The sequence below is a fragment of the Psychroflexus longus genome (assembly GCF_020164595.1).
Classification (GTDB): Bacteria; Bacteroidota; Bacteroidia; order Flavobacteriales; family Flavobacteriaceae; genus Psychroflexus; species Psychroflexus longus.
The window spans coordinates 84,126-107,600 of sequence record NZ_JAIQZE010000001.1; the positions used below are offsets into that span (position 1 = coordinate 84,126).

Consider the following 23,475-nt stretch of genomic DNA (forward strand, 5'->3'; position numbering starts at 1 on the left):
AAATTCTAAATTGATTTCACAATAACATTAAAACTTAAGTAAACTAAAAATGATACTTTTGCTCACGCTTTTAAATTGCTAATGAAGTCGGTACTCACTTTCATCTTTATAATTTTATTTTCTACGTTTTCGGTAGCTCAAAAGACGCTGAGTGGAGCTGAAACTCCGAAAAACACTGAGGGTATAAATGCCAGGGAAAAAACAACATCAGTAAAAAGTGACCGGGATAAACCTCCTATTACTAGTTATAAGATCATAAGCATAAGTAACGACACCACCTATGTGGATACCACACTCAGTATAAGAAAAGACTACGCTTACAATTATCTAAGAAAGGATGATTTTGAACTCTTGCCTTTTTCCAATATTGGCAGGCCTTTCACAGAATTAGGGTATTCGTTTGATGATTTGCAGGCTTTACCTCGATTTGGAGCAAGAGCAAAACATTTCTTTTATTTGGAAGTCGAAGATATTCCTTATTACGAAGTTCCTACGCCTTTGACTGAGCTTTACTTCAGAACTGTTTTTCAACAAGGGCAAAATCTAGATGCTACGTTTTCTACCAATTTGAAACCAAATCTAAACGTTTCTATTGCTTATAAAGGACTGAGATCTTTGGGGAATTATCAAAGAGAACTGACGAGTACAGGAAACCTCAGAATTGGTCTTAATTATAGAACAAGAAACAATCGCTATTTTGTTAGATCTCACTTTGCTACGCAGGACATCTTGAACCAAGAAAATGGTGGTTTGACAGATCGAGCTAATCAACAGTTTATAGATGAGATTGAAGAAATACAGAATAGAGCTTCTGCTGAAGTAAGACTTAGAAATGCAGAAAACAAAATGGATGCAAAACGGTTCTATCTGAATCAATATTACAACATCAGACCAGGAAATGATTCTACGCAAAACGGGCAAATTCGTTTAAACCACATCATGGATTTTACGGATAAAGAATACTCCTTTACTCAAGCTAGCTCAACACCTCAATTTTTTGGAACACCTTTCGAAAACTCTGACTTAAATAAAGAGGTTGAATACCAGAATGTTTCTAACGCAATGGTACTATCTTATTATCAAAAGTACCTGGGTCGTATCGGTTTTATGGCCAAACACTCCAACCTGAACTATGGATATAACTCAACTTTGATTGAAGAAAACAGCATTCCCAACCGCCTTAAAACAGATGTCATTAGCCTGGGAGGGACATATTTAAAAACTTATAAGGGGTTCAAGCTTGAGGGTAAAGCACTATATAATATTACTGGAGATTATGATGGTGGATATGAAGTCCATGGTAAAGCGAGTACCAAAATTTCAGATTCACTTCAGTTTTGTGCGAGATTGGATTTAAGCTCAACCGCACCCAATTTCAATTGGATTTTGAATCAAAGTGATTACGAGAACTACAACTGGTATAATCCAGATTTTGATAACGTCAACACTCAGAATCTTGGGATTGAGGCAAAGTCTGAAGTTTACGGAAGAGTTTCCGCTTCATTTACTCAAATAGACAATCATGCTTATTTTGGATTTGAAGAAGCACCTGAAGGCTCTGCAACAGACAGCCTGGTAAGACCACTTCAAACCGATCTTCAAATTCGATATCTTAAGGTAAAGGCTGAAAAAGATTTCAAGTACAGTCACTTCAATTTGGCAAATACAGTCATGTATCAAAATGTACTAGAAGGTGAGTCTGTATTTCCAGTCCCAGAATTTGTAACCAGAAATTCACTTTTTTACGATAATTTTCTATTTGACAAAGCCCTATATCTTCAGACAGGCTTTACGTTTAATTACTTCACGAGCTTTATGAGCAAAGCTTATGATCCTATTCTTTCAGAATTTGCCATCCAAGATTTTCAAAAGCTAGAAAGTTTCTATACCGCAGATTTCTTTATAAATGCAAAAATAAGAGAAGCCCGTATTTATTTTAAGCTTGAAAACTTCACGACCCTAATTGAAGGTAATACAAATTTTGCGGCGCCAAGACAACCCTATAGAGACTTTGCTATCCGATTCGGCTTGGTCTGGAATTTCTTTTTATAAATCAATTTATTTTTCAATATCAAAATCATTAATTTTTATCTCTTGTCTGAAATTAATAGTAGTGTATTGATATTTATTTATTAAATATTTAAAAAGCTACTTTGAGAACAAGCTTTAATTCCGACTTTCGTAAAAATCAAAATTTGAATTTATGTGTCATTCCAAGTTACTAATTATTGGATTTGTTTGGCCAGAGCCTAATTCTTCTGCAGCTGGAGGACGGATGATGCAGATTATAGATTTGTTTTTGAAGAAAAAATTTGAAGTGATTTATGCCTCACCAGCCAAATTTTCTGAAAATGCTGAAAACCTGGAAGATCTCGGCATTACGCAGAAACAAATTCAGGTCAACGATTCTAGTTTTGATGAGTTTTTAATAGAAGAACAGCCTACACATGTGCTTTTTGATAGGTTTATGATGGAAGAGCAATTTGGCTGGAGAATTGCAGAACAGTGTCCTGAGGCGATGAGAATTTTGGATACTGAAGATTTACATTTCTTAAGAAAAGCAAGACAACAAGCTTATAAAGACAAGAAAACTTTTAAAAAGAAATATTTATATACAGATATTGCTAAGCGAGAAATCGCTTCTATTTTACGATGTGATCTAAGCTTAATCATCTCCAAATCCGAAATGGATCTATTGGTGAATGAGTTCAAAGTCCAGAAGAGTTTACTGCTTTATTTGCCATTTCTCTTAAAACCACTAAAAACTAATGATGTTGAAAATCTACCAAATTTTGATGCTCGTCAACATTTCATTAGCATTGGTAATTTTCTGCATGCGCCAAATTGGGACAAAACTTTATTCTTGAAAGAAGAAATCTGGCCACTGATCAAAAAAGAATTACCAGAAGCAGAACTTCACGTTTATGGCGCTTACACTTCTCAAAAGGTAGAGCAACTTCACAGTGCAAAGCAAGGCTTTCTAATTAAAGGAAGAGCACCGAATGCCATAGATGCAATCAAGCAAGCTAAAGTTTTGCTAGGTCCTTTACGGTTTGGTGCTGGTTTAAAAGGTAAGTTCATAGATGCAATGCAAGCTGGCACGCCGTCCATCACGACCACTGTTGGCGCGGAAGGTTTATGCGGCGACTTCCCCTGGTGCGGCGAAATTGCCAACTCTGCAGAAGAAATCGCCAAGCAGGCCATTCTGCTTTATAAAATGCCAAAGCGCTGGAAGATTGCACAGCGCAACGGCTTCAATATTATCAATAAGCGATTTCAAAGGAAAGTCTTTGCAGCCAATTTCTTCAAGCGTTTGAAAAAACTGGAACAGGACTTGAACCTGCATCGGCAACAAAACTTTACTGGACAAGTTTTGATGCATCACACTACCCAAAGCACCAAATACATGTCTCTTTGGATAGAATCCAAAAACAAAAACACTTCAAAAGAAAGCATTTGATTACATTTACTTTATGAAGTTTTGTTTTTGGTTTTTATCCCTCTTATTGCTCCTCTCTTGCAAAGATTTTGATCTCAAAAAACAATCTGCAGATCAGATTTTGGAAAAAGAGATGAAATCCATCAATTGGAACGAAGTCGATTTTTACCCTACGTTTCAAAATTGTGGAACAATAACTTCCAAGGCAGAAAGCAAGACTTGTTTTGAAACAAAAATTAAAAACACAATAAGTGACTATTTAGCTTCGCATCAAATTTCGACAACAAGCTCCACTCAAGATACTTTAATAGTCAATATTTTTATAACTGTAGAAGGTGATTTAAATATTGAAGAGATTAGAATTCCAGATAAAATCAACTCTCAAAACCCTCATCTCAGAGAAATACTAAAAAAAGCTATTTCTAAGTTACCTGAAGTGTATCCTGCTCAAAAAAGAAGTGTTCCAGTTTCCTTGAGAACAGAACTTCCGATTATTTTGAAGTAAAAAGTAGGATGATTTCAAATTTGAAAGCTGCTATTTTTCATTTTAAATTTAAAACTACTTCCTACTGTGTTATATTTCGCAACTATGATTTATTAGATTTAGTTCTCGAGACTTATTTCTTTTATTCATTGGCTCATCGACTCAAAAACTATTCTTATTTCTTAAACCGTCTCCCCTTCCATTCGAATTTTCCGTAAAAACTTGTCAATGAAAAAAACAAGGTGAAAAAAGGATATACCAAACTAACTTTAAAGAAATCTGTCCAGCAAAATCCTAGATTCTGGATCTTTGCCATTCGAGTCAAACTCCAGCCGTCGATGATGAATTTCAACAAAAAGGCATTGATCAAAAATCCAAAAAAAGTCGATTCCCAAAACCCAAGAATTAAGCCTAAAACCAAAACAAGCTGCATCAAAGTGACCAAAACTCCTACGCTTTTCATATACCAACTTTCCACAGATGCAGTTTTGCTTGCCCATCGCCTTCGCTGATGCCACAAACCCTCAAACGACTCCAAAGCTCGAGTCCAAACCACACTTTGAGCATCACTTAGAAAGTCTATTTCATAGCCTAATTGTTTGAATTTCTGCAACGTAAACACATCATCACCACTAGCTATATCTTCCTTTCCGTAATTGACTTCAGCATCCAAATAGGCTTGTTTTTTATAACATAAATTAGCGCCATTACAAATCACAGGTTGATTCCTGGCAAAACTTGCTAAACCAAAAAGCTGCAAACTTAACATATCAAAATGCTGGTAATGAGACAGAAATGAAGAATTTTTAGCCACTATTACTCCACCCGCTAATAAATCTGCTCCAGTGCTCTGTAGCTTAGCATCAAAGCTCTTCAGCCAATTCTCAGGTAAAATCACATCCGCATCTGTCGTCAAAATATATGGATAAGTAGATTTTCGTATGGCTGTGTAGATTGCATTCTTTTTAGGCGTATACTTTTCTTCTGAAATTGATAGAAGATAGATTTTGATGTCGCTATAGTGAGCTTGAAATGCTCTAGCCAGTTTCCAGGATTCGTCCTGAGAGTCGTCATCTATTAAAATAATTTCGAATAAATTTTTAGGATACGACAAGTCTGAAACCGACTGAAATAATGCAGGTAAATTCTCCGCTTCATTTCTCATAGAGATAACCACAGAAAATTTAGTTTCAGGCTGATTCGATAATTTAAAATCAGTTGACTTAAGTTTTGGTAATCCAAAAGTTAACCAAAGGATATAAAAGATATACAAGCCTAAGATGAGATAGAATACCACAAGCCAACTCATAGGACTTTTTTGGAATGAAACGAAATACGCCTTGGTGTCAAAAGTAAAAGGTTACCAAACAAAGCAGGAATGCCGAAATTAAAAATCCACATTAGGAAGCTTACTAGGATAATAAATTCAGAAGAAAGATGGTTTTGCAATAGGACTAAGCCAAAACCAGCTTTTACAGTAGCATCCAGAATCAAAAACGTTGGAACAAAAGAACTAATAAAGTAAATCGAAAAGATAATCGGCATAACCTGCACATAATTCAATTCAGGTTGGAATATCCACATTAGCAAATAAAACTGATGGCTGAAGCACACGTACCTCAAAATTGAGAGCAATAAAACTTTAGCATTTTTAATATCTGATATTTTTGTAATGGAAATTAAATACAGATTTAACCGAGTGAGCCATTTATTTTTGAACTTCAAGGCATAAACAATCAAACTCACGCCAAATAGTATTCCTAAAGCAATTCCGATATATAATTTTAACTTAAACGACAACTGAGTGTAAATTACAGTCACCCCTATCGAGCCGAAAAGACAAGTGGTAGCTAATTGATACAGCTGACCTGTCAAGGTTAGTTTTAAAATTTCCGGTCTTATAGATTTAGAATAGAAACTCGCTTTGGCACCAAACTCTCCAATTTTATTGGGTGTAATTATGCTGACCGCATGAGCTCTCAAGGTCTCTGAAAAGGCGATGGAAAATTTAATGACTTTGAAATCACTAAGCAAAGTTCTCCACTTTAAGCCTTCCAGTGACCAATTCAGAAGAGAAAGAAAAAAACCAACCCATAGAAGACTAGAAAATTTAGAGAAATCATAAATCAGTTGCCATTGAGAATTGTCCACTTCGTAAACTGCCCTGAAAATCACAATAAAACTTAGACTTACCACCAAAAGTTTGACGGCTAAACTCCAGAATTGCTTAGTTTTGTGAGGGAACTGCATTCTACAAAATAACAAATAAATAAGCTATTGGCGACAGAAAGAATCATTTTAGGTATCGATCCAGGAACCACCATCATGGGTTTTGGAGTCATTGAGATTGTGAACAAAAAAATGAAATTTGTTCAGTTAAATGAACTCATGCTTACAAAATACGATGATCACTACAATAAATTGAAACTCATTTTTGAGCGCACCATCGAATTGATAGACACATACCACCCCGATGAAATTGCCATTGAAGCCCCGTTTTTTGGAAAAAATGTACAGTCCATGTTGAAGTTAGGCCGTGCTCAAGGAGTAGCGATGGCGGCTGGCTTATCCAGAGAAATTCCTATCACCGAATATCTTCCTAAAAAAATTAAAATGGCGATTACGGGCAACGGAAACGCTAGTAAAGAGCAGGTTGCTAAAATGCTGCAGCAGATGCTCAAAATAAAAGAGCTCCCTAAAAATCTAGACTCCACTGATGGTTTGGCGGCGGCAGTTTGTCATTTCTACAACAGTGGACAACCTGACATTGGAACCTCATATACCAGCTGGGATGCATTTGTGAAAAAGAATGAAAAACGGGTAAAGAAGTAAAGGTTTTATTGTCATTCCGACAGAGAAGTTTGTTTTCAGCTTCGACGAGGAATCTTTTGCTTTTTAATAGGATGACAAGAAAACATTTTACGCTTGAATTATTACCTATTCCACAATGTCCATTTTCTTCAGCAAGAAAGAAGCGTTCATATTCTTACAAACGCCTCTCTTTAAAGTGTAATCGAAATTCAATTCGTCGTCAATGATTTCAGCATCGAAATAGTAGTTTTGAACCTGTGGTAAGTCATCAGCGACTTCGCATAAACTCAAGTCATGAGTCGCAATGATGCCAATGGCATTGGCTTTGACCAAACGCTCCACAAATTTTCTGGAACCGATGGCTTTATCTGTAGAGTTTGTTCCTTTTAAGATTTCATCCAATACTATGAAGTATTTATCGGTTTGAATTTGATCTACAATATATTTGAGTCGGGTGAGTTCAGCAAAAAAGTAAGAGGCTTCATCAGCTAGAGAATCCACCGTACGCATGCTGGTAATGAGTTTGGTCGGCACATACTCACAAGAAGTAGCGCAAACGGGAAGACCTACGTTGGACATGACGATTTGTAATGAAACAGTTCTCAAAAACGTACTCTTTCCAGCCATGTTGGCTCCAGTGATGATGAAAAATTCGTTGTCCTTGATTTCAAAATCATTTCTCACCGCATCTTCAGGATCGATGAGCGGATGAACTGCACCTTGAGTTTTGGTAAAGCTTCCGTTTCCCTTGATTTCCGGAAAGACATAATTTGGGTGGTTAAAATGGAAGTTCGCTAAACTATTGTAAGCATCCATTTCTGCTATAATTTCAAACCAATTTTGTACTTGACTGGCGTGAGTTGTAATCCATTTCTCAATTTTGAGGGATTGTGTTAGGTCGCGAAGCATAAATCCGTTGAGGACAATTCCCAGTAAGATATTATTTCGCTGATCCAAACCATCGATATGCTTAGAAAGTGTTTTTAGAATCTGACTGGCTTTTGTTGAATCTGCGTGGATTTGATTTTGATAGTTTTGAAGTAAATCTGATTTAAACTCAGCATCTTCTATTAGTTTTAAGAGTTTAAAGTACTGCTGAAAAGTGCTTTGCGCCTGACTCACGTGGCTGGACAATTTGTTGATTCGTTTTAAAAATGCTCCCGTAATTCCCAAACCAATTATAAACCAAAGTAGCAATTGAGCTCCAGTGAGGATATTGAAAAAGTAAGCAGCAATCACCACCAAAGACACTACTGAAAAGACTTTTGGAAACCAGGACATCCATTTTGGGACAAACGTTTTATACTGAGTAATCCAGTTAACGATACTGCTGGCTTTGGTTTCGGTGTTGACTAACTTGGCATCTGCGGTGAAATTTTGTCTTAGTTCTACCTTTTCTGCTAATTCTTTGATTGCTTCCTGCCGAGGCTCAATATGATCGACGGAATTGGAAGTCAACTTGTAAGCCAAATTTTCCTCACCTTCTTTTAAAGCGGTTCTATTCAGGTATTGAAAAAACGAATGCTTCCCGAAAATGTCAATGTCCTGACTAAATTCGTGCTCTGGATTTTTGTACTGCTCCCCTGATGGCAAGTCTGTGAATTCTCGTTTTAAAACCTTTAGCTCAGTTTCGTTGAGCTGAAGCAAGGCTTTCAGTTTGGCTTTTTTATACTGGATTTTAGAGTGTCTTGTAACTAAAATTAAAAAGATCACAATTCCAATTATGATAGATCCAATCACGATTCTTGTGGATGACCAGAAAAAATAAACTGCGAAGGCTACTGCAAGAAAAATCCCCAACCGAATCATACTCGACCAGAATAGTTGAGTTTTTACCGCTTTTAAATCTTTGGTATATCGAGTAATAAATTCAGAATAAATAGATCCAGGAGTTGACATATACATGAAAATTAAGCTGCAAAAATAGAGTTATTGAATTATCTGCCGCTATGAAATGATGAAGTTTATTGAATTCGATTAGGGAAGCAGACCTTGTCGCTGAGATTTTGGTAATTTACTTACTACTAACTCATAACTGTGATTGATGAGATGCTGAATGAACTTGGGAGTAAGTTGTGGACCGTCGACAACCACCGTATTCCAATGCTTTTTGTTCATGTGATACCCAGGAAAGACTTCATCTGGGTATTGCTCTCGATACTCTATGGCTTTTTGGGGATCGCATTTCAAGTTGATGCCACGGTCACCAGCTTCCCACTTCTTAAGGGAAGTGAGAGCAAATATCTTATTTTTCACTTTGAAAACTAAAGTGTCATTATCGAAAGGAAAGTCTTCAGTCGCTTCTGGTTTGCTTAAGCAGTAAGTTCTGAATTCTTCGATATTCATATCACAATTTAAATTCTACTACTTCAAATTCAGCATAAAGAGTTCTGATGCAATTCCATCTGAAAGGAATTTCCCTTCTGCTGTGACGTTCAGCATGTCGCCATTTAAAGCCAACAATCCTTGCTGCTGGTAATCTTGAATCTGGTCCATAAGGTAGGCGGCGTAATTAAGACCAAATTCAGTTTCAACAAGTTTTACATTAACGCCCCACTTAGTTCTAAGACCTGTCATAATGTATTCGTTGTAGCGATCGGTCAACGATAATTCTTCTCGCTCTGCTGGCAGTTCTCCAACTTCAATAGCTTTGATGTATTTAGGATTGTTGTTAATGTTCCAGCTTCTTGTCGCATTAACATGACTGTGTGCTGAAGGACCAATCCCCAGATAAAATTTACCTGTCCAGTAGGCGGTGTTATTCTGAGAATAATAGCCGGTTTTTCCAAAATTGGAAAACTCATAATTTTCGAAACCGTTTTGTTCCATAGTTTCTACCAAAATATCAAAATGCGATTTGGCTAAGTCGTCGTCTACAGGCGGAATGATTTCTTTGTCGATAAAATGCTTTAAAGCGGTATTCGGCTCTACCGTAAGGGCATAGCTAGAAATATGAGGAATGTCCAGCTCCAGAGCTTTAGTTAGATTCCCTTTCCACCGTTCTTCGCTCATATCTGGAATGCCGTAAATCAAGTCGATAGAAATATTATCAAAAAATTGTTTGGCTAGCAGAATCGAAGTTTCTGCTTCTTCAGCATTATGCGCGCGATTCATCAACTTCAGATCCTTTTCAAAAAACGACTGTACACCTATGCTCAGACGGTTGACTTTAGTTCTGGACAGCATTTGCAAATACTCCAGATCCAGATCATCCGGATTAGCTTCCAAAGTAATTTCAGGGGTTTTTACGATTTTATATTCAGAATAAATCGTTTCAAAAATTAAATTCAATTCATTTTCAGACAGCAAACTCGGAGTCCCGCCACCAAAATAAATATTCTCAACCGCACCTGGCAGCTCATCTTTTCGCATTACAAGTTCCTTGCAGATTGCCTGTATCAATTGGTCTTTATACTTCAACGACGTCGAAAAATGAAAATCGCAGTAATGGCAAGCTTGCTTACAGAAAGGGATATGAATATAAAGCGAACTCATGAAATAATTTTAAACAAAAGTAAGATTTACAAAGTCTAATTCTTTATGTTTAAGTTCAATTTGACACAAAATAAACACATGAGCATCCTTCTCATCAGTCTTGGCTTTATCTGTTGTATCGTTGGAATCATAGGTAGTTTTCTTCCCGTTTTACCTGGACTGCCCACATCATGGATTGGAATCCTCCTCCTCTATTTCGTGCCAGAAGTAGATATCAGCTCCAACTTGCTATGGATCACTTTTGGCATAACGGTAGTTATCTTTATATTGGATTACCTCATTCCGATGCTGGGGGTTAAAAAATTTGGCGGTAGCAAATACGGCATGTACGGTGCTGGCATTGGACTCGTTGTTGGTATCTTTGCCCCTATTCCATTAACTGTTTTGGTTTTTCCCTTTTTGGGCGCTTATATTGCAGAACTTGTCTTTTCTAAAATGGAAAGTAAACAGGCACTCAGAGCAGCTTTTGGTTCGTTTATCGGATTTTTGGCCTCCACTTTTGTCGAGTTTATAGTAGCTTTGGCATTCATTATCATTTTCTGTTACAAACTCATTCAGTATAGGGAGTTTTTATTCTGATTTTGCTTCTTATTAACCTTATTGCCTTTAGACACATTGCTTTATGCTCATTAGTATCATAATACCGGCGTTAAATGAAGAGAAGTTGATTACTGAAGTCCTTAAGCATACCTTGAAGCTTCCAGGCCATTATGAAGTCATCGTTGTAGATGGCGGCAGCTTAGACAAAACTTTAGAAATTGTTCAAAAATTCAAAAATATAAATGTGCTTCAATCCAAAAAAGGCAGAGCCGTACAAATGAATTACGGTGCAGGACATGCCAAAGGAGATGTTTTTCTATTCCTCCACGCAGATACATTTTTACCAAAGACTTTTTACAATGACGTATTAGCTCTAATGCAAAATCCAAAAGTAATTGGAGGAAGCTTTAGGCTTAAGATGGATGATTCTCATCCTATTTTCAAATTTTACAGGTGGTGTAGTCAATTCAGTTTAGAGTTTTTTACCTACGGCGATCATGGAATGTTTTTTAAAGCAGAAAACTTTCAAAACATCAATGGCTACAAAAACATCGATTTTATGGAGGATGTAGAAATCCAGAAACGAATCCGCAAACATGGACTATTCAAAAAGCTGAAATCTTCAGTCCAAACTTCCAATCGAAGATTTGCGAAAAAAGGAGTAATTAAACAACTAGTCATTGATACCCTTTTAGTTTTCTTTTTTAAAATCGGAATTTCAGCACGTCGACTCAAACGTTTTTATCCTGATAATTAGTTTCAAAAGGGGAATAAACCACGCTAATCAAATATTTTAACGAAATTCTAAGTCAACCCTTACAACATACTATAGCAAAATGGCGTTATTTACCTCAACAAATCAAAACAACAAATTATGCGAACCAGAGAAATAATTCTAACCTTAAGTGCAGTTGCAATGTTATCGAGTTGTGTATCCAAGAAAAAGTACACCGAACTGGAGAAAGATCGTGACGACACAAAATCAGAATTGATGCAAACTCGAACTGAAAAGCAAGAGTTGGAGAATCAAATGAACCAAATCGAAATGCGTGTAGAGCGTTACAATAACAAAATTGCTTCGCTACAAACTGAAAAAGACGGCATGATGGTAAGTGTTCCTAATGAAAGTCTTGTGCTTTCAGAAAAGAACAAACAAGCCATGAGAAAAACACTGAAAGATGTTCCAGCATCAAAACTAGCAGGAGCAACTTCATTGAAAGACTCTTTAAATATTGCTATCTCTCATAATATTTCAAAAAAATTAGGAGATTCTGGTAAAGATCTTAACCTCTCCATCGAAGAAACCATGGTCAAAATCAATATTGATGACAATCTATTGTTTGGTGATAGTAGCTTTAGCGTAGGTAGAAACGCCGATGATATCCTATCTAGAATCGCAGATGTCATTAAATCTGAACCATCATTGGAGGTTTTGGTAGAAGGACACACCGACAGCAGAACTATTAAAGAAGAAAGCTATATAGTTGATAACTGGGACTTGAGTGCAAGACGAAGTGCTGCAGTTGTGAGAAGACTTGAAACTAAATTCAATGTCCCTTCAGAGCAATTGATTGTAGCAGGACGTTCAAGTTATGATCCTGTTGTTCCAAATAATTCTAAAGAGAACATGGCTAAAAACCGTAGAACTCAAATAGTTATTATGCCAAATCTTGATAAATTCTTTGCTATGTTAGATAGCGAATAATATCCATTAAATATAAAAAAGCCTCGCTTAAAGTTTTAAGCGAGGCTTTTTTTATGCCAAATAATTTAATTCAAAAGTTTTCCATGTTTAAAATTTAAAATTAAATTGAATAAAAAATTTAATATGGACTTAAAAGGAAAAAAAGTACTGATCACAGGGGGTAGCGCTGGCATTGGAAAAGCTTTACTCAGAGAACTTATTTCACACGGAGTAAATGATTTTGCTATAATTGGCAGGTCGCAAGATAAACTGGACAAACTGAAAAAAGATTTTGAAAACATCAATTTCATACTAGTTCAGGGAGATGTATCACAACTTTCAGATATAGAAAGATTAGTGAAAGAGGTTGATAAACAGTGGGGAAACCTTGATTTGCTCATCAACAATGCTGGAGTGATAAGCACAGGATCTCTACAAACTATTTCTGATGTAGATATCATCAATCAAATCAACATCAACCTTACAGGTCTTATTTTATTGACAAAAAAGGCTTTGCCTTTGCTTCTCAAAAGCGAAGAAGCTGGACTGATGAATATTTCTTCTGGACTTGGATACATTGCTAAACCTTTTTACTCGGTATACGCTGCGACCAAAGCAGGGGTGAAACATTTTTCTGAAGCCATGCGGAGAGAACTCGTATTTGAAAATATACATGTAATGACAGTCTACCCTACTGCCACCGATACAGATATGATGATTACCTCCAAAATTGAAAACATGGACACTGCAGAGTTGGTAGCCAGAAAGTCGATAGAAGGTTTACTAAACAAAGATATCGATGTGATTTTGGGAGGTAAGCAACGTAAAAAGGACATTGAAACCAACATCAATAGACCTCTTGAAATGGATAAAATAGCAAAAGAACGCTACGAATCTTACCGTGATAAAACAGAGTTCCATAGAGCTATGTAAAACTAAAACCATGAAACCTGAACTTCTTATTTTTGATGTCAATGAAACTTTACTCGACCTTTCCCCTTTGAAAGAATACATCAATCAATTGCTTGGCTCGTCTGAAGCTTTTGACCATTGGTTTCCAAAACTGATACAATTTGCCATGGTAGAAACTTTAACAGGTAGCTATTCAGATTTTGGTGAAATCGGGGCTGCAACTTTAAAGATGGCTGCCCGAAGCTTTTCGAAATCAATTTCAGAAGAAGAGGTAAAATCCACACTTTCAGTTATCACTCAATTGAAACCACATCCAGATGTTTTGGAAAGTTTAGAGTGTTAAAAACAACAGGGGTTTAAATTGGTTGCATTAACCAATGGAGGCAAAGAAACTCTAGAAAAACAAATGAACTCTTCTGGCCTGAATATTTATTTTGATGCCGCATATAGCGTAGAATCAGTTAAAAAATTCAAACCTCATCCAGAGACTTATCAGCATGTGCTGAGAGAAGAAAACTGCCTACCTAAAAACGCCATGTTGATCGCCGCTCATGCCTGGGATATCATGGGTGCTAAAAAGATAGGAATGCAAACTGCTTTTTTACAGAGGCAAGGAAAATATTTATACCCTAATGCAGAGAAGCCAACACTCACTATTAAAAGTTTAATTGAATTACATTTAAAGTTAGAATCATAACTTTATTTATAAATCCTCTTTTAACGTCATGTTTGTAGTTTTGAAAAATCATCGGTAAGCTTCAGTCCATGCAAAATGCTTTTTTGCAATTTTGTTCTTTTCAATCTTCAAATGATCTAAAAAAGCCGTTGCAACAGGGTTTAATTTTTTTGAGGAAAGCCAGGTTACCTGCCACATGCTTGAAATGGGCAGACTCTCGATAGGAATTATCTGAAGATCTTTTGCTTTAAGTTCATTTTTTATACCGATGAGCGGCATTATTGAAATGCCCAATCCAGCAATGACTGCTTGCTTTACAGCTTCATTGGACGTCAACTGAATTTTTTTTCTTATTTGGAAACCATTTTTTTGAATAAAAGTTTCCATAGCGTTACGTGTTGCAGAGCCTTCTTCCCTATAAAGTAAAGGAAGTTTGTTGAGGAGTTGTTCTCCCTCCGCAAGCTGCTCTTGAGTTATTTGCTTTCCACCGACAAGAAAAAGTTCATTATGCATAAGTTCCACAGAATTAACTTTTAATTTTTTGGGCAACACAGAAATAAGAGCAAAATCAACTTCATTCTTTTCCAGACTCCTTATCACTTTAGTTTTATTTGTGACGTCCATAACCAAGTCCACACCACTGTGAATGTTCATGAATTCTGATAAGAAATAAGGCATCACATTTTTCCCCGTAGACGCAATTGAGATTTTTATTCTACCTGATAACTTTCCTTTAAAGGCGTTGGATTTGTAGTTAATAGCTTCTACCTCATCGAGTATTTTTTTGGCAGCTGCTGCGATTTCATCTCCAAAATCTGTCACATAAAGCTGGCGCCCAACCACTTCAGTAAGCGGAATTGAAAATTGGTCCTGAAAATTTTTTAATTGTATGGAAACAGCCGGCTGAGTTAAGTGAAGTTTTTCTGCTGTTCTGGTTATACTCTTTGAATTTGCTATCTCTGAAAATATGATCAATTGATGTAATGTATAATTCATAATATTTTTTTATGCTTTGTATAAAAGTATATAAATAATAATTTATGGATCTAAATTATAATATTTGCATCATAAATCAAAATAATATTTAACAATGGAAACAAATCAAACTTTTACAATCAAGGACAAAAAAGTAAAATTAGTAGAGGGTGAATTTACTCCATCTCAAGCTTCAGATATTCTTCATGCTTTGATCGATCAAAAAATAAACTACCACAAAATCGAAAATTTACAACACTGGGAACAAGATCACAATAAGGATCCAAAACCTTACATACAGAGAATTCAAGAATTAGAAAACGAAAAGAAAGCAATTGATCATTATCTCTCTAACATCAAAAAAGAGGGTAAAAAATTGAGCATCGATGGAGTTTTGAATTTGAAGCCTATCGACTAGACTTCATTTGCATTCTCGCTTTAATCTCAATCTCTAAAATTCAACTATGGAAAGTTATACTCTATCTGCAAATGAAACCCAAACCCATGAGCAGAACCAATCGATCCCTTTACTTTCTAAGATTTCTGCTCCAATCCATTGGTTTTTACTCGTTACATGTATTTCAGCTTTAATTTATTATCAGATATATCTTCGCAAATGGGACTACTTAGGCATTTTTAGGATTAACGGATTCACACTTCTAATCTGGACTGCTGTTCTGTTCTTCAGTTCAATAGTGAGTAGTTATTCTAAAAATTACCTAGCAGGTTTTCAATACCAAAAACGTTTTTCGCTTTTAAGCATAGGTTTCACCTTGTCTGTTATGCTTTTCGTGATGTCAAATCACATTGTAGCCTTATTAATTTCGTGGTTAGCCATGGGCTATTTTATGGCAAAACTTATCGGTGTTCATAAAAGCTGGGGGGAAGCAAGACAAGCAGAAAAGTTTTCGCTTAGGTATTTTATGTCTGGCACTATAATATTGGCTGCAGGCATTCTCGTACTCTGCTATGATAGCGGTCAGTTTACATTACAAGGATTGATGGCTACAAGTGAATTTAATTCTTTCATGCTCATTCTTTCTTGCTTACTGATCATCATCGCCGCCATCATTCAATCTGCAATTTTCCCCTTTCATAAGTGGTTGCTCTCGGCGATGACTTCACCAACTCCTGCCTCTGCTCTAATGCATGCTGGATTTGTCAACGGTTCAGGCTTATTGCTCACCCTATTTGCTCACTTGATCATTCTTTCCGATACACTTTGGATTTTATTTATCATAGGTGGAATTACTGCAATTCTAGCTCAATTTCAGAAGTTGATACAGGTAAACGTAAAACATAAACTCGCCTGCTCGACTATTGCACAAATGGGTTTTATGATCATGCAATGCGGTTTAGGATTTTTTAATGCAGCGGTAGCTCACCTCATTTTACATGGATTTTATAAAGCTTACTTATTTCTATCCTCAGGTGAGCAAGTCTCACAAAGTTCGCCACAAGAATCGCCACGTCTCAAAATAACAGTTTTGCAAGCGGTGGCTGTTGCTATCTTCGGAGTTTTGGGGGCTTTATTATTCTCTTATCTCACCGGAAAAACCAGCATGACCGATAGTAGTATTTTTCTTACACTTATAGTCGCTATAACCGTTGGGCAGGCTACTTACAATATTGTTAAAGAGCAAAGCCTTTCCTACACAGAAAAAATTGGAGTTTCTGCTCTTCTCTTTAGTGTAGGAATTAGTGTTTACGCTATTATTTTCAATGGTGTCACGCATTTAATGTCTGAGATGCCAATGATACAGGCTCCGCAAACTCTGGATACGCTTCAAGTGGTCTTTGGAATCATCTTTTTGATTGGATTTTTTATTATGAAACTTGGCATATATAGAAAATCGCCATGGCTCTATGTTAAGCTTTTGAATTTATCACAGCCTTACAAAAAAACTATTCATTACTATAAAAAATAGATTTATGAAACGAGACAGCATTTTACAAAAGATTGATTCTGCATCCCATGTGATTGGGAAAACCTGGCCGCTATATGCTTTTGTAACTTCAAACCCGCTGACTGGTTATGAAAACAGACATTTTAAGCAAGCCACTGCAGATGCGACGCAATTAGTTGGTGGACATCTTCTCCCAGGCGTATCTACCTTCAGAAACGCTTGGCAACTAGGAGAGATTGATGAGCAGGAATTGAATAATCTTTTCAAAAGAAATAAAATAAATTTTTCTGCTGAAGAGAGTCTCTCTCAGATGGAATCCCAAATTACGGAGTCAAAAAACCCTCATCATGAAGTCGATAGACTTGTCATCAAATGGCTGATGACGTTTATGGATGAAGGACTTGCTGAATGGAGTATGCCTAATAAAGAAAAAGGATTCTATAAAGCCTGGAGATCCCTAGTTCGTTACGATCATGAATTCAAATTGAAACCTTTAGTTGCTTTACCTGAGGAAAATCTTGAATCTTTAGAGGAATTATTCAAAAAATATACTGAAGAAGAACAAATAAAAATCCTGGAGCAGCATTTATCTGCCCTACCCGGGTGGACGGGCTACATCAAATACAGAGCAGAAACAAATTCAGAATGGCAAAACAAATTCAGCATCACTTTGGAAGATTACCTTGCGGTTAGACTTTCAATAGCAAATAATCTTGGTTATGAACTTTTACACGCTGAAAAAGATCACCCAGAAAAAAATGAAAAAAGCGACCTGCAATACCTGTGGTTGAAAGCCTGGGAAAAAACCTGGCAGAACAAATTATCCAAAGAACTAGAAACAATTCTTGAAACTTCCGAAACCACTACATCATCCAAAACAGAAATCGATACTCCTGAAGCACAATTGGTATTTTGTATCGATACACGATCAGAATTGATTCGACGACATGTGGAATCCAAAGGGAATTATGAAACCTTTGGATATGCAGGCTTTTTTGGGATAGCTATGGATTACGAAAATTTAAGTGATGGACTTGTCAAAAAATCATGTCCGCCCATTTTAGCTTCGGCTTATACAGTCTCTGAAAAAGCAAAAGGTGAAAACCATCAAGAAATTGACAATTATCATAAACGCCAGGAAAGAGAAAAATTCACACATTACTTTCTGAAGCGCATGAAACACATGCTACCTTCAGCATTCGGTTATGTAGAAGGATCAGGTTTCTTTTATGGGGTTTCACTTTTTCTGAGAACACTCATGCCAGATCGTCTTTATAATTCAGAAAAGAAAGAGAAAAAGTCTTTTGAAGGAAGCTGCGCTCCCGATATACAATCCATAAACAATTCATCTGCTTTCGAAGGCGTAAGTCTGGAAGAAAAAACAGCTATCGTAAAATCTGCCTTCTATTTAACAGGTTGGAAAACCTTTTCACCACTAATTTTTTTCGTAGGACACGGTAGTCATTCTGCTAATAATCCTTTTGGATCCAGTCTAGATTGCGGGGCATGCGCTGCCAGTCCTGGAAGACATAATGCACGAATGCTGGCTAAACTGGCCAACCAACCCGAAGTAAGAGAAGCTTTAAAAGAACAGAATGTCCATATACCAGATTATACATTCTTCCTGGGAGCGGAGCATAATACTACCACAGATGAAATTGTGATATTCGATTCTGAGTTGCCTATGTCGCATAGAGATCAATTATCAAAACTGAAAGAGAATCTTCTAAAAGCCCAGCACTCAGCAATTACTGAACGTCTAGGGAATTCAAACAACAGCATAAAAGCTGCCCATAAAAAAACAAACGACTGGTCTGAAACCAGGCCCGAATGGGGACTTGCTAAAAATGCTGGATTTATCGTTGGACCACGATCTTTATCTAAAAGTATCAACCTGGATGGAAATTGTTTCCTTCATTCTTACGATTGGAAAATGGATACAGAAGGAAAAGCTTTGGAAGGCATAATGCAAGGGCCAATGGTAGTGACGCAATGGATCAACAACCATTACTACTTCTCTTCCGTAGATAACGACAATTATGGCGGAGGCACAAAAATCACTCATAATGTCACAGGAAGTTTTGGAGTCATGCAAGGAAATGGTGGTGATTTGAAACGAGGTTTGCCTTTGCAATCGATCAACGAAACCGATCAGAAAGCCTATCACAAGCCTTTGAGGTTATCTGTTTATATTCAGGCTCCAAAAGAAAGAATCACTTCCATTTTGAAGAAAAATGAAAACCTCAGATCTCTACTAGATAACGAATGGATTTATTTGTTGGTCATAGATCCGACCGATTCTAATAAAATTATAAGCTATGAGCAAAACTTAAAATGGACTACTCCAAAAAGAGTTGCTGAAAAAGAATTACAAGGAATGCAAAAAATATAAACTCTCTAATTAAAAACTTTATCCAAAGTTAATTCATTTGTTAGTTAGTCCACTGTGGTGGGAATTCTCTAGAATTCCCACCACTTTTTTTACTAAAAAAAAGGATTTCGATTTCGCAGATTTACCAAAACAGACCCTCGAAGTTTCAAATAGGAGGTTTTTTAAATGACCGAAGAAGCCTCAAACTTAAGTCGTTAAACTACTGAATTATTAATTTCACTCAACTGAAAGTTATAATTTGGGCATTAACCATAAACCAGCCATACTTAAAAGAAAAATACCAAAAAACCAGAATGGATCTATCGCCACATATACTTGACTAATATCCTTATTGCTGGTAAATGTCTCTTGAAAGAATTTTAAGTTAGCTTGTTGAGTTTTGAAATGTCGTAGGGATTTCCAGTTTTCAGATTGATGCACATAATACTCATAACTTAATGTTGAGTCTTGCTCCATATTCAATTGTTGCCATCCGAGAGACAATGGATGGGTCACTCCACTCCATGTTTCAGAAGCATTTAAATCTTGTTTTAATGGAATCAAGCGGTCATTTTGATCAAAAATCTTTGGGTTTTCCAATGAAGTTCTAATTTGGAAAATAAAAGGTTTATCCTTTACTGCAAACTTGTCTATTGGTGAAAATGAAGCTAGAATAGATTCTCTCTTACTGACTTCCTCAATAATTTCTGACCAAATTTGCTGGTAGGCATCTTGCTTTCCGTCTAGTAACAACTGCCAGGTATCTTTCAGCATCGTTGTGCCAATTCTTCCCTGCCCTAAGCGTTTATAAGCGCTAAAAATTGAAGCATTTGAGGTGTGAATTTCTGCCAAACCAAATTCTTGTTTAAGCCGGTAAGGCTGGATTGCCAACCTCACTGTTTTAAGTTTATCAAAACCTACTTCTAAAGTTGAAACTGACTGTGGAGTGAAGACTGAAAAATCACCTAAATTATTTAAAGCCTTAGCTTCTCCAAGTATTAAAAGTCCTAATCCTGAACTTTTTATTGACTTTAGTAAAGCATTCCGCTCTGAATTAGAAAGATTTTTTAAAAACTCGGCATCTAAAATAACTAAGTCAAACCCTTCTAAATTTGAAAAATTCAGACTTCTCAGATTCTTTTGTTCAGTATTAAAAAATTCAAACTTATATCTTCCAGTAGTGATTCGATTTTTAACGACGACTTCATGACCTAAGTCTGCTAAAAAGTTTTTTAAATACTTGATTTCAAATGTTGGAAAAGCATTCAGAATTAAAATTCTTGGAGTCTTGCTTTCATTAATTTTTACTGGTAAGGTATTTCGGTTAAGCACTTCACCTAAAGAATCTTTTTCTACAATACTAAAAACAAAATTCCCTGAAACATTCAAATGAGTTGAAAGCTGAAAGTGCTCTTTCTCCTCAGAATCAAAAATCAAAGAATCCAGAGCAGTTCCTCCGGCATCCTCAAGCACCAAGCGATTTTTAGATCTTGGATTTGCAAAAATACCTTTGACATCAAGTTGATTCCCAACGTTATTTTCCTGTTTATAATTTAGCTTAATTATACCTGATAACTCCTGACCAGGAAGATAAGTCACTGGAATATTCTTTAGAGACCACAAATCATAAGTTGGTATTCCACTGCCTAAAACAAAAATTTCTTCAGAATTCGAAAGGCCCAGCAGAGATTCGTCGTTGTTATAATCTATCACTTTAAGGTTTCGATAAGCCTTTTTTAGGCTATCCAATTGGGATTGCTTAAAATTATCGGTGGTAATTACAACTCTTCCTTCCTTAACTTCTTTCAAAAGAGCTGGTTTTAAAGCTAACAGAGCTAATGAAGACACCGCAAGAAAAATCAGAACAATTTTTAGTATAAAGCCTTTGTTTCCTGAAAATGCCCTTTCCTTCCAGATGAAAACCGAAATCAAAATCACCCAGAATACAAGTGCTGGCCAAAACCAGGCTGCGTTTAAAAATGTAAAACTATCACTCATTTAATTCCAGTTCTTTCAAGACTAATTCGTTGAGTTTACCACCGAAACCATATTTCTGCTGCGGTTCTGGTGCAACTTCAGGTAATGCTTTGAGAAGCCCCTTTTGCACTTCAATTATTAATTTCTTAGATATTTGCTGTCTTTCTGCCAGTTGTTTCAATTGCTGAAGGGTTTTCAAAAACCTTCCAGGTTCTTGAATCGCTTTTTTAGCCAACTCACTTCCTGCTTTATCAAATAACTCTCTATCGATTCCTGTTGATTTTGAATTTAAATCTTTCAATTCTTCTAATCTGAAAATACTTTGCTTTATGAAAGAGTACTCGTCTGAACTCTCAAATTGTTCGTTTTTATTGAAATTGGTAACGTCCTTAATATCACCAGATAATCTCACCTCCTCTTTAATTGGCGGCGGATCAAATCCTATGCGGTGAACGTATATTCTCGCACTGTTTTTAATGTCTTGAATCAGTTCCAGAGCTTCATATTGAAAAGGCAAAGACTTTTCCGGTTCATAAAGTCGCAGATGCAGCTCAGCATCCCACATGATATTGAGCGCTTGTCTAAGCTTACTTTTTAAGTTATCTGTAAATAAAGTTGAAGACTCAGGATCTCCATGATCGTGTAAATAGTCTGCCAGAGGATCTTCCTCTTCCTTGTTTTCATCCTGGTCATGATCGTGAGGATCTTCGACAAGATTATGCTCGTTGTCACTATCGTGAGCATGAGAATATTTTGCTAGAGGATCTTCCTCTTGATCATGATCGTGGTCAATAGCTTCTGTGACTTCTCCGCCATTTGTTGACGATCCTTCAGCTTCATCTCCCATAAATTGACCATATTTTAGACGAAGTGATTTTTGGTCAAAACCCAGATCATTACTGGTTGAATTGAATTCTTCTTCTGATATTTTTCCGCGTTGAGTTATTAGTTTTTCAGTATCAATAATTAATTGCCGCTGACTTCTAAAATAATCGGGCATCAAATCTACACCAAGACCACCTTCTACGCCAGGCCCATAATTAATTGTGTCTTTGATAACAGCAAAATAAGTTTCGCTTCTGGCCGTATTCTCCTTTGGTCGTCTCAGGTCTTGCGCTTCTACATAAAAATAAAGTTCATCACCCGGCTCCATATTCATCTTATCCAGATCTATAGTTTTAGAAAGATTCAATTGCTTTTCTCCACTCGACATAGGTTCGTCAAATTCCAACTGTTCCTCTCTGAATTTCACAGATTCTCCCGTTCCTTTACTCACTGTTGCTATGATATGAGCGTTTCCCACTCCGAAATCATCTGTGATAAAAGCGCCAAAACTTAAGACTTTATTATCGGTATAATCAAAAGAAGAAAACTGTTTCAGGTTTTCTATCCGAATTAAGGGTGATTTGTCTTTTATGACTTCTATGGTAAAAAGGTCTGAGGAATAAGTTGCTCCAAAGGTATCGGTAAATTTAAAATTATAAAACCCGGAAGTATTCAAAGCGGTACTTCCCGTAAAGCTTTGATTGGTTTTCATCATCTCTCTATGTTTACCCATACTTTCAAGGCTGACACTATCTACGGCAGCATCAAAATCAAGTTCCCAGGTCACTCTAGAGCCCTCCACGGCTTTGATGTCCATTTTTGAAGTGGATGCAGTTGCCAAACCGGTATATGAAGGATAATTGATAGTAACCAATTGACTTTTCAATACTGGAACCTTGTGTTTAACAGCTAAGGAATCGATGGGCACAAAACTTGCAGTTTTCTCTTTTGAAGTTGTATTTCTATTGAAATTAAAGTTTTCAGAAATCCCAGTGTAAAATCCTAAATAACCAATGGCAACTAAAAATACCGATATAATGATTGCTGTTTTAAGTTGATGTTCTGGTTTTATACTTTTTATTTCAGCTTCTAAAGTATTTGACATTTTTTGTTGCTGAAGCTTGGCCAATCCGGTAAGTTCAGCAGATTCTTCTAACAATAACCAACTGCTGTATTCAAGTTTTGTTGAATTTGCATCTACATAGTTACTGGCTATTTGTAAGTTGATTTTCCATGGTTTTTTAATTAACAGTGCCATAACAAAAATCAGTGCAAAACATGTCAAGCTCAAAACCCAACTTTGGGTTAAAAACCAGATCAAAATAGCTGAGCTGAAAGTATACAGGAAAACTTCAAGCCACAACATAAGTTGCCATTGC

20 protein-coding genes and 1 pseudogene are annotated in these 23,475 nt (G+C 36.4%); 13 read left to right on the forward strand and 8 right to left on the reverse strand.

Going from position 1 to position 23,475, the window contains the following annotated elements; all coding sequences use genetic code 11:
- Positions 1–81: 81 nt before the first annotated feature.
- From LB452_RS00405 to LB452_RS00415, 3 genes are all read left to right on the forward strand, one after another.
- A complete protein-coding gene (locus LB452_RS00405; protein WP_224459752.1) occupies positions 82–2,052 on the forward strand; it encodes a putative porin in 1,971 nt (656 codons plus the stop codon).
- A gap of 151 nt (positions 2,053–2,203) precedes the next feature.
- Positions 2,204–3,460, forward strand: a complete 1,257-nt coding sequence (locus LB452_RS00410) for a glycosyltransferase (protein WP_224459753.1) — start codon at positions 2,204–2,206, stop codon at positions 3,458–3,460.
- Positions 3,461–3,473: 13 nt separating this feature from the next.
- A complete protein-coding gene (locus tag LB452_RS00415; RefSeq protein ID WP_224459754.1) occupies positions 3,474–3,944 on the forward strand; it encodes a hypothetical protein in 471 nt (156 codons plus the stop codon).
- A 154-nt stretch (positions 3,945–4,098) separates the two neighbouring features.
- Here the strand turns inward: LB452_RS00415 and LB452_RS00420 are convergent, their stop codons facing one another.
- Positions 4,099–5,232 (reverse strand): glycosyltransferase, encoded by a 1,134-nt coding sequence (locus LB452_RS00420; protein ID WP_224459755.1) that lies wholly within the window; start codon positions 5,230–5,232, stop codon positions 4,099–4,101.
- On the reverse strand, positions 5,229–6,173 hold the full coding sequence (locus LB452_RS00425) for a flippase-like domain-containing protein (RefSeq protein WP_224459756.1): 945 nt from the start codon (positions 6,171–6,173) through the stop codon (positions 5,229–5,231). The genes LB452_RS00420 and LB452_RS00425 overlap by 4 nt, the downstream gene beginning before the upstream one ends.
- Before the next feature lie 27 nt (positions 6,174–6,200).
- Between LB452_RS00425 and ruvC the strand changes: the two genes are divergently transcribed.
- Positions 6,201–6,755 (forward strand): crossover junction endodeoxyribonuclease RuvC, encoded by a 555-nt coding sequence (gene ruvC, locus LB452_RS00430; RefSeq protein ID WP_224459757.1) that lies wholly within the window; start codon positions 6,201–6,203, stop codon positions 6,753–6,755.
- Positions 6,756–6,860: 105 nt separating this feature from the next.
- Here the strand turns inward: ruvC and LB452_RS00435 are convergent, their stop codons facing one another.
- From LB452_RS00435 to hemW, 3 genes are all read right to left on the reverse strand, one after another.
- Positions 6,861–8,633, reverse strand: coding sequence for a MutS-related protein (locus tag LB452_RS00435; RefSeq protein ID WP_224459758.1), 1,773 nt, complete (start codon positions 8,631–8,633; stop codon positions 6,861–6,863).
- Between the two features lie 78 nt (positions 8,634–8,711).
- Positions 8,712–9,080, reverse strand: a complete 369-nt coding sequence (locus LB452_RS00440; protein ID WP_224459759.1) for an MmcQ/YjbR family DNA-binding protein — start codon at positions 9,078–9,080, stop codon at positions 8,712–8,714.
- A gap of 18 nt (positions 9,081–9,098) precedes the next feature.
- Positions 9,099–10,229, reverse strand: a complete 1,131-nt coding sequence (gene hemW, locus LB452_RS00445; protein ID WP_224459760.1) for a radical SAM family heme chaperone HemW — start codon at positions 10,227–10,229, stop codon at positions 9,099–9,101.
- Positions 10,230–10,307: 78 nt separating this feature from the next.
- Between hemW and LB452_RS00450 the strand changes: the two genes are divergently transcribed.
- From LB452_RS00450 to LB452_RS00475, 6 genes and pseudogenes are all read left to right on the forward strand, one after another.
- A complete protein-coding gene (locus LB452_RS00450) occupies positions 10,308–10,808 on the forward strand; it encodes a DUF456 domain-containing protein (protein ID WP_224459761.1) in 501 nt (166 codons plus the stop codon).
- Positions 10,809–10,851: 43 nt separating this feature from the next.
- Complete coding sequence (locus tag LB452_RS00455; protein ID WP_224459762.1) at positions 10,852–11,526, forward strand: TIGR04283 family arsenosugar biosynthesis glycosyltransferase; 675 nt, start codon at positions 10,852–10,854, stop codon at positions 11,524–11,526.
- A gap of 117 nt (positions 11,527–11,643) precedes the next feature.
- Complete coding sequence (locus LB452_RS00460; protein ID WP_224459763.1) at positions 11,644–12,474, forward strand: OmpA/MotB family protein; 831 nt, start codon at positions 11,644–11,646, stop codon at positions 12,472–12,474.
- 123 nt (positions 12,475–12,597) lie between these two features.
- Positions 12,598–13,386: an SDR family NAD(P)-dependent oxidoreductase gene (locus tag LB452_RS00465; RefSeq protein ID WP_224459764.1), complete on the forward strand. Its 789-nt coding sequence runs from the start codon at positions 12,598–12,600 to the stop codon at positions 13,384–13,386.
- Positions 13,387–13,396: 10 nt separating this feature from the next.
- Complete coding sequence (locus LB452_RS00470) at positions 13,397–13,708, forward strand: HAD family hydrolase (RefSeq protein ID WP_224459765.1); 312 nt, start codon at positions 13,397–13,399, stop codon at positions 13,706–13,708.
- Between the two features lie 12 nt (positions 13,709–13,720).
- Positions 13,721–14,062 (forward strand): annotated as a pseudogene (locus tag LB452_RS00475) (HAD-IA family hydrolase); the annotation flags it as partial.
- A gap of 48 nt (positions 14,063–14,110) precedes the next feature.
- Here LB452_RS00475 and LB452_RS00480 read toward each other — a convergent pair.
- Positions 14,111–15,037, reverse strand: coding sequence for a LysR family transcriptional regulator (locus tag LB452_RS00480; protein WP_224459767.1), 927 nt, complete (start codon positions 15,035–15,037; stop codon positions 14,111–14,113).
- A gap of 94 nt (positions 15,038–15,131) precedes the next feature.
- Between LB452_RS00480 and LB452_RS00485 the strand changes: the two genes are divergently transcribed.
- From LB452_RS00485 to LB452_RS00495, 3 genes are read left to right on the forward strand one after another with little or no spacing between them, the layout of a single operon-like run.
- On the forward strand, positions 15,132–15,434 hold the full coding sequence (locus tag LB452_RS00485; protein ID WP_224459768.1) for a hypothetical protein: 303 nt from the start codon (positions 15,132–15,134) through the stop codon (positions 15,432–15,434).
- A gap of 46 nt (positions 15,435–15,480) precedes the next feature.
- Complete coding sequence (locus tag LB452_RS00490) at positions 15,481–16,944, forward strand: proton-conducting transporter transmembrane domain-containing protein (protein ID WP_224459769.1); 1,464 nt, start codon at positions 15,481–15,483, stop codon at positions 16,942–16,944.
- A gap of 4 nt (positions 16,945–16,948) precedes the next feature.
- Positions 16,949–19,315, forward strand: coding sequence for a DUF2309 domain-containing protein (locus tag LB452_RS00495; RefSeq protein ID WP_224459770.1), 2,367 nt, complete (start codon positions 16,949–16,951; stop codon positions 19,313–19,315).
- Positions 19,316–19,546: 231 nt separating this feature from the next.
- Here the strand turns inward: LB452_RS00495 and LB452_RS00500 are convergent, their stop codons facing one another.
- Together LB452_RS00500 and LB452_RS00505 are read right to left on the reverse strand one after the other, a co-directional pair.
- Positions 19,547–21,292 (reverse strand): hypothetical protein, encoded by a 1,746-nt coding sequence (locus LB452_RS00500; protein ID WP_224459771.1) that lies wholly within the window; start codon positions 21,290–21,292, stop codon positions 19,547–19,549.
- Entirely contained in the window at positions 21,285–23,354 is a 2,070-nt protein-coding gene (locus tag LB452_RS00505; RefSeq protein WP_322965745.1) for a hypothetical protein, read from the reverse strand. The genes LB452_RS00500 and LB452_RS00505 overlap by 8 nt, the downstream gene beginning before the upstream one ends.
- Positions 23,355–23,475: the final 121 nt, after the last annotated feature.

Coding starts and splice junctions, on each gene's coding strand:
- LB452_RS00405 (WP_224459752.1), top strand. CDS start 82: ATGAAGTCGGTACTCACTTTCATCTTTATAATTTTATTTTCTACGTTT.
- LB452_RS00410 (WP_224459753.1), top strand. CDS start 2,204: ATGTGTCATTCCAAGTTACTAATTATTGGATTTGTTTGGCCAGAGCCT.
- LB452_RS00415 (WP_224459754.1), top strand. CDS start 3,474: ATGAAGTTTTGTTTTTGGTTTTTATCCCTCTTATTGCTCCTCTCTTGC.
- LB452_RS00420 (WP_224459755.1), bottom strand. CDS start 5,232: ATGAGTTGGCTTGTGGTATTCTATCTCATCTTAGGCTTGTATATCTTT.
- LB452_RS00425 (WP_224459756.1), bottom strand. CDS start 6,173: ATGCAGTTCCCTCACAAAACTAAGCAATTCTGGAGTTTAGCCGTCAAA.
- LB452_RS00435 (WP_224459758.1), bottom strand. CDS start 8,633: ATGTCAACTCCTGGATCTATTTATTCTGAATTTATTACTCGATATACC.
- LB452_RS00440 (WP_224459759.1), bottom strand. CDS start 9,080: ATGAATATCGAAGAATTCAGAACTTACTGCTTAAGCAAACCAGAAGCG.
- hemW (WP_224459760.1), bottom strand. CDS start 10,229: ATGAGTTCGCTTTATATTCATATCCCTTTCTGTAAGCAAGCTTGCCAT.
- LB452_RS00450 (WP_224459761.1), top strand. CDS start 10,308: ATGAGCATCCTTCTCATCAGTCTTGGCTTTATCTGTTGTATCGTTGGA.
- LB452_RS00455 (WP_224459762.1), top strand. CDS start 10,852: ATGCTCATTAGTATCATAATACCGGCGTTAAATGAAGAGAAGTTGATT.
- LB452_RS00460 (WP_224459763.1), top strand. CDS start 11,644: ATGCGAACCAGAGAAATAATTCTAACCTTAAGTGCAGTTGCAATGTTA.
- LB452_RS00465 (WP_224459764.1), top strand. CDS start 12,598: ATGGACTTAAAAGGAAAAAAAGTACTGATCACAGGGGGTAGCGCTGGC.
- LB452_RS00470 (WP_224459765.1), top strand. CDS start 13,397: ATGAAACCTGAACTTCTTATTTTTGATGTCAATGAAACTTTACTCGAC.
- LB452_RS00480 (WP_224459767.1), bottom strand. CDS start 15,037: ATGAATTATACATTACATCAATTGATCATATTTTCAGAGATAGCAAAT.
- LB452_RS00485 (WP_224459768.1), top strand. CDS start 15,132: ATGGAAACAAATCAAACTTTTACAATCAAGGACAAAAAAGTAAAATTA.
- LB452_RS00490 (WP_224459769.1), top strand. CDS start 15,481: ATGGAAAGTTATACTCTATCTGCAAATGAAACCCAAACCCATGAGCAG.
- LB452_RS00495 (WP_224459770.1), top strand. CDS start 16,949: ATGAAACGAGACAGCATTTTACAAAAGATTGATTCTGCATCCCATGTG.
- LB452_RS00500 (WP_224459771.1), bottom strand. CDS start 21,292: ATGAGTGATAGTTTTACATTTTTAAACGCAGCCTGGTTTTGGCCAGCA.
- LB452_RS00505 (WP_322965745.1), bottom strand. CDS start 23,354: ATGGCACTGTTAATTAAAAAACCATGGAAAATCAACTTACAAATAGCC.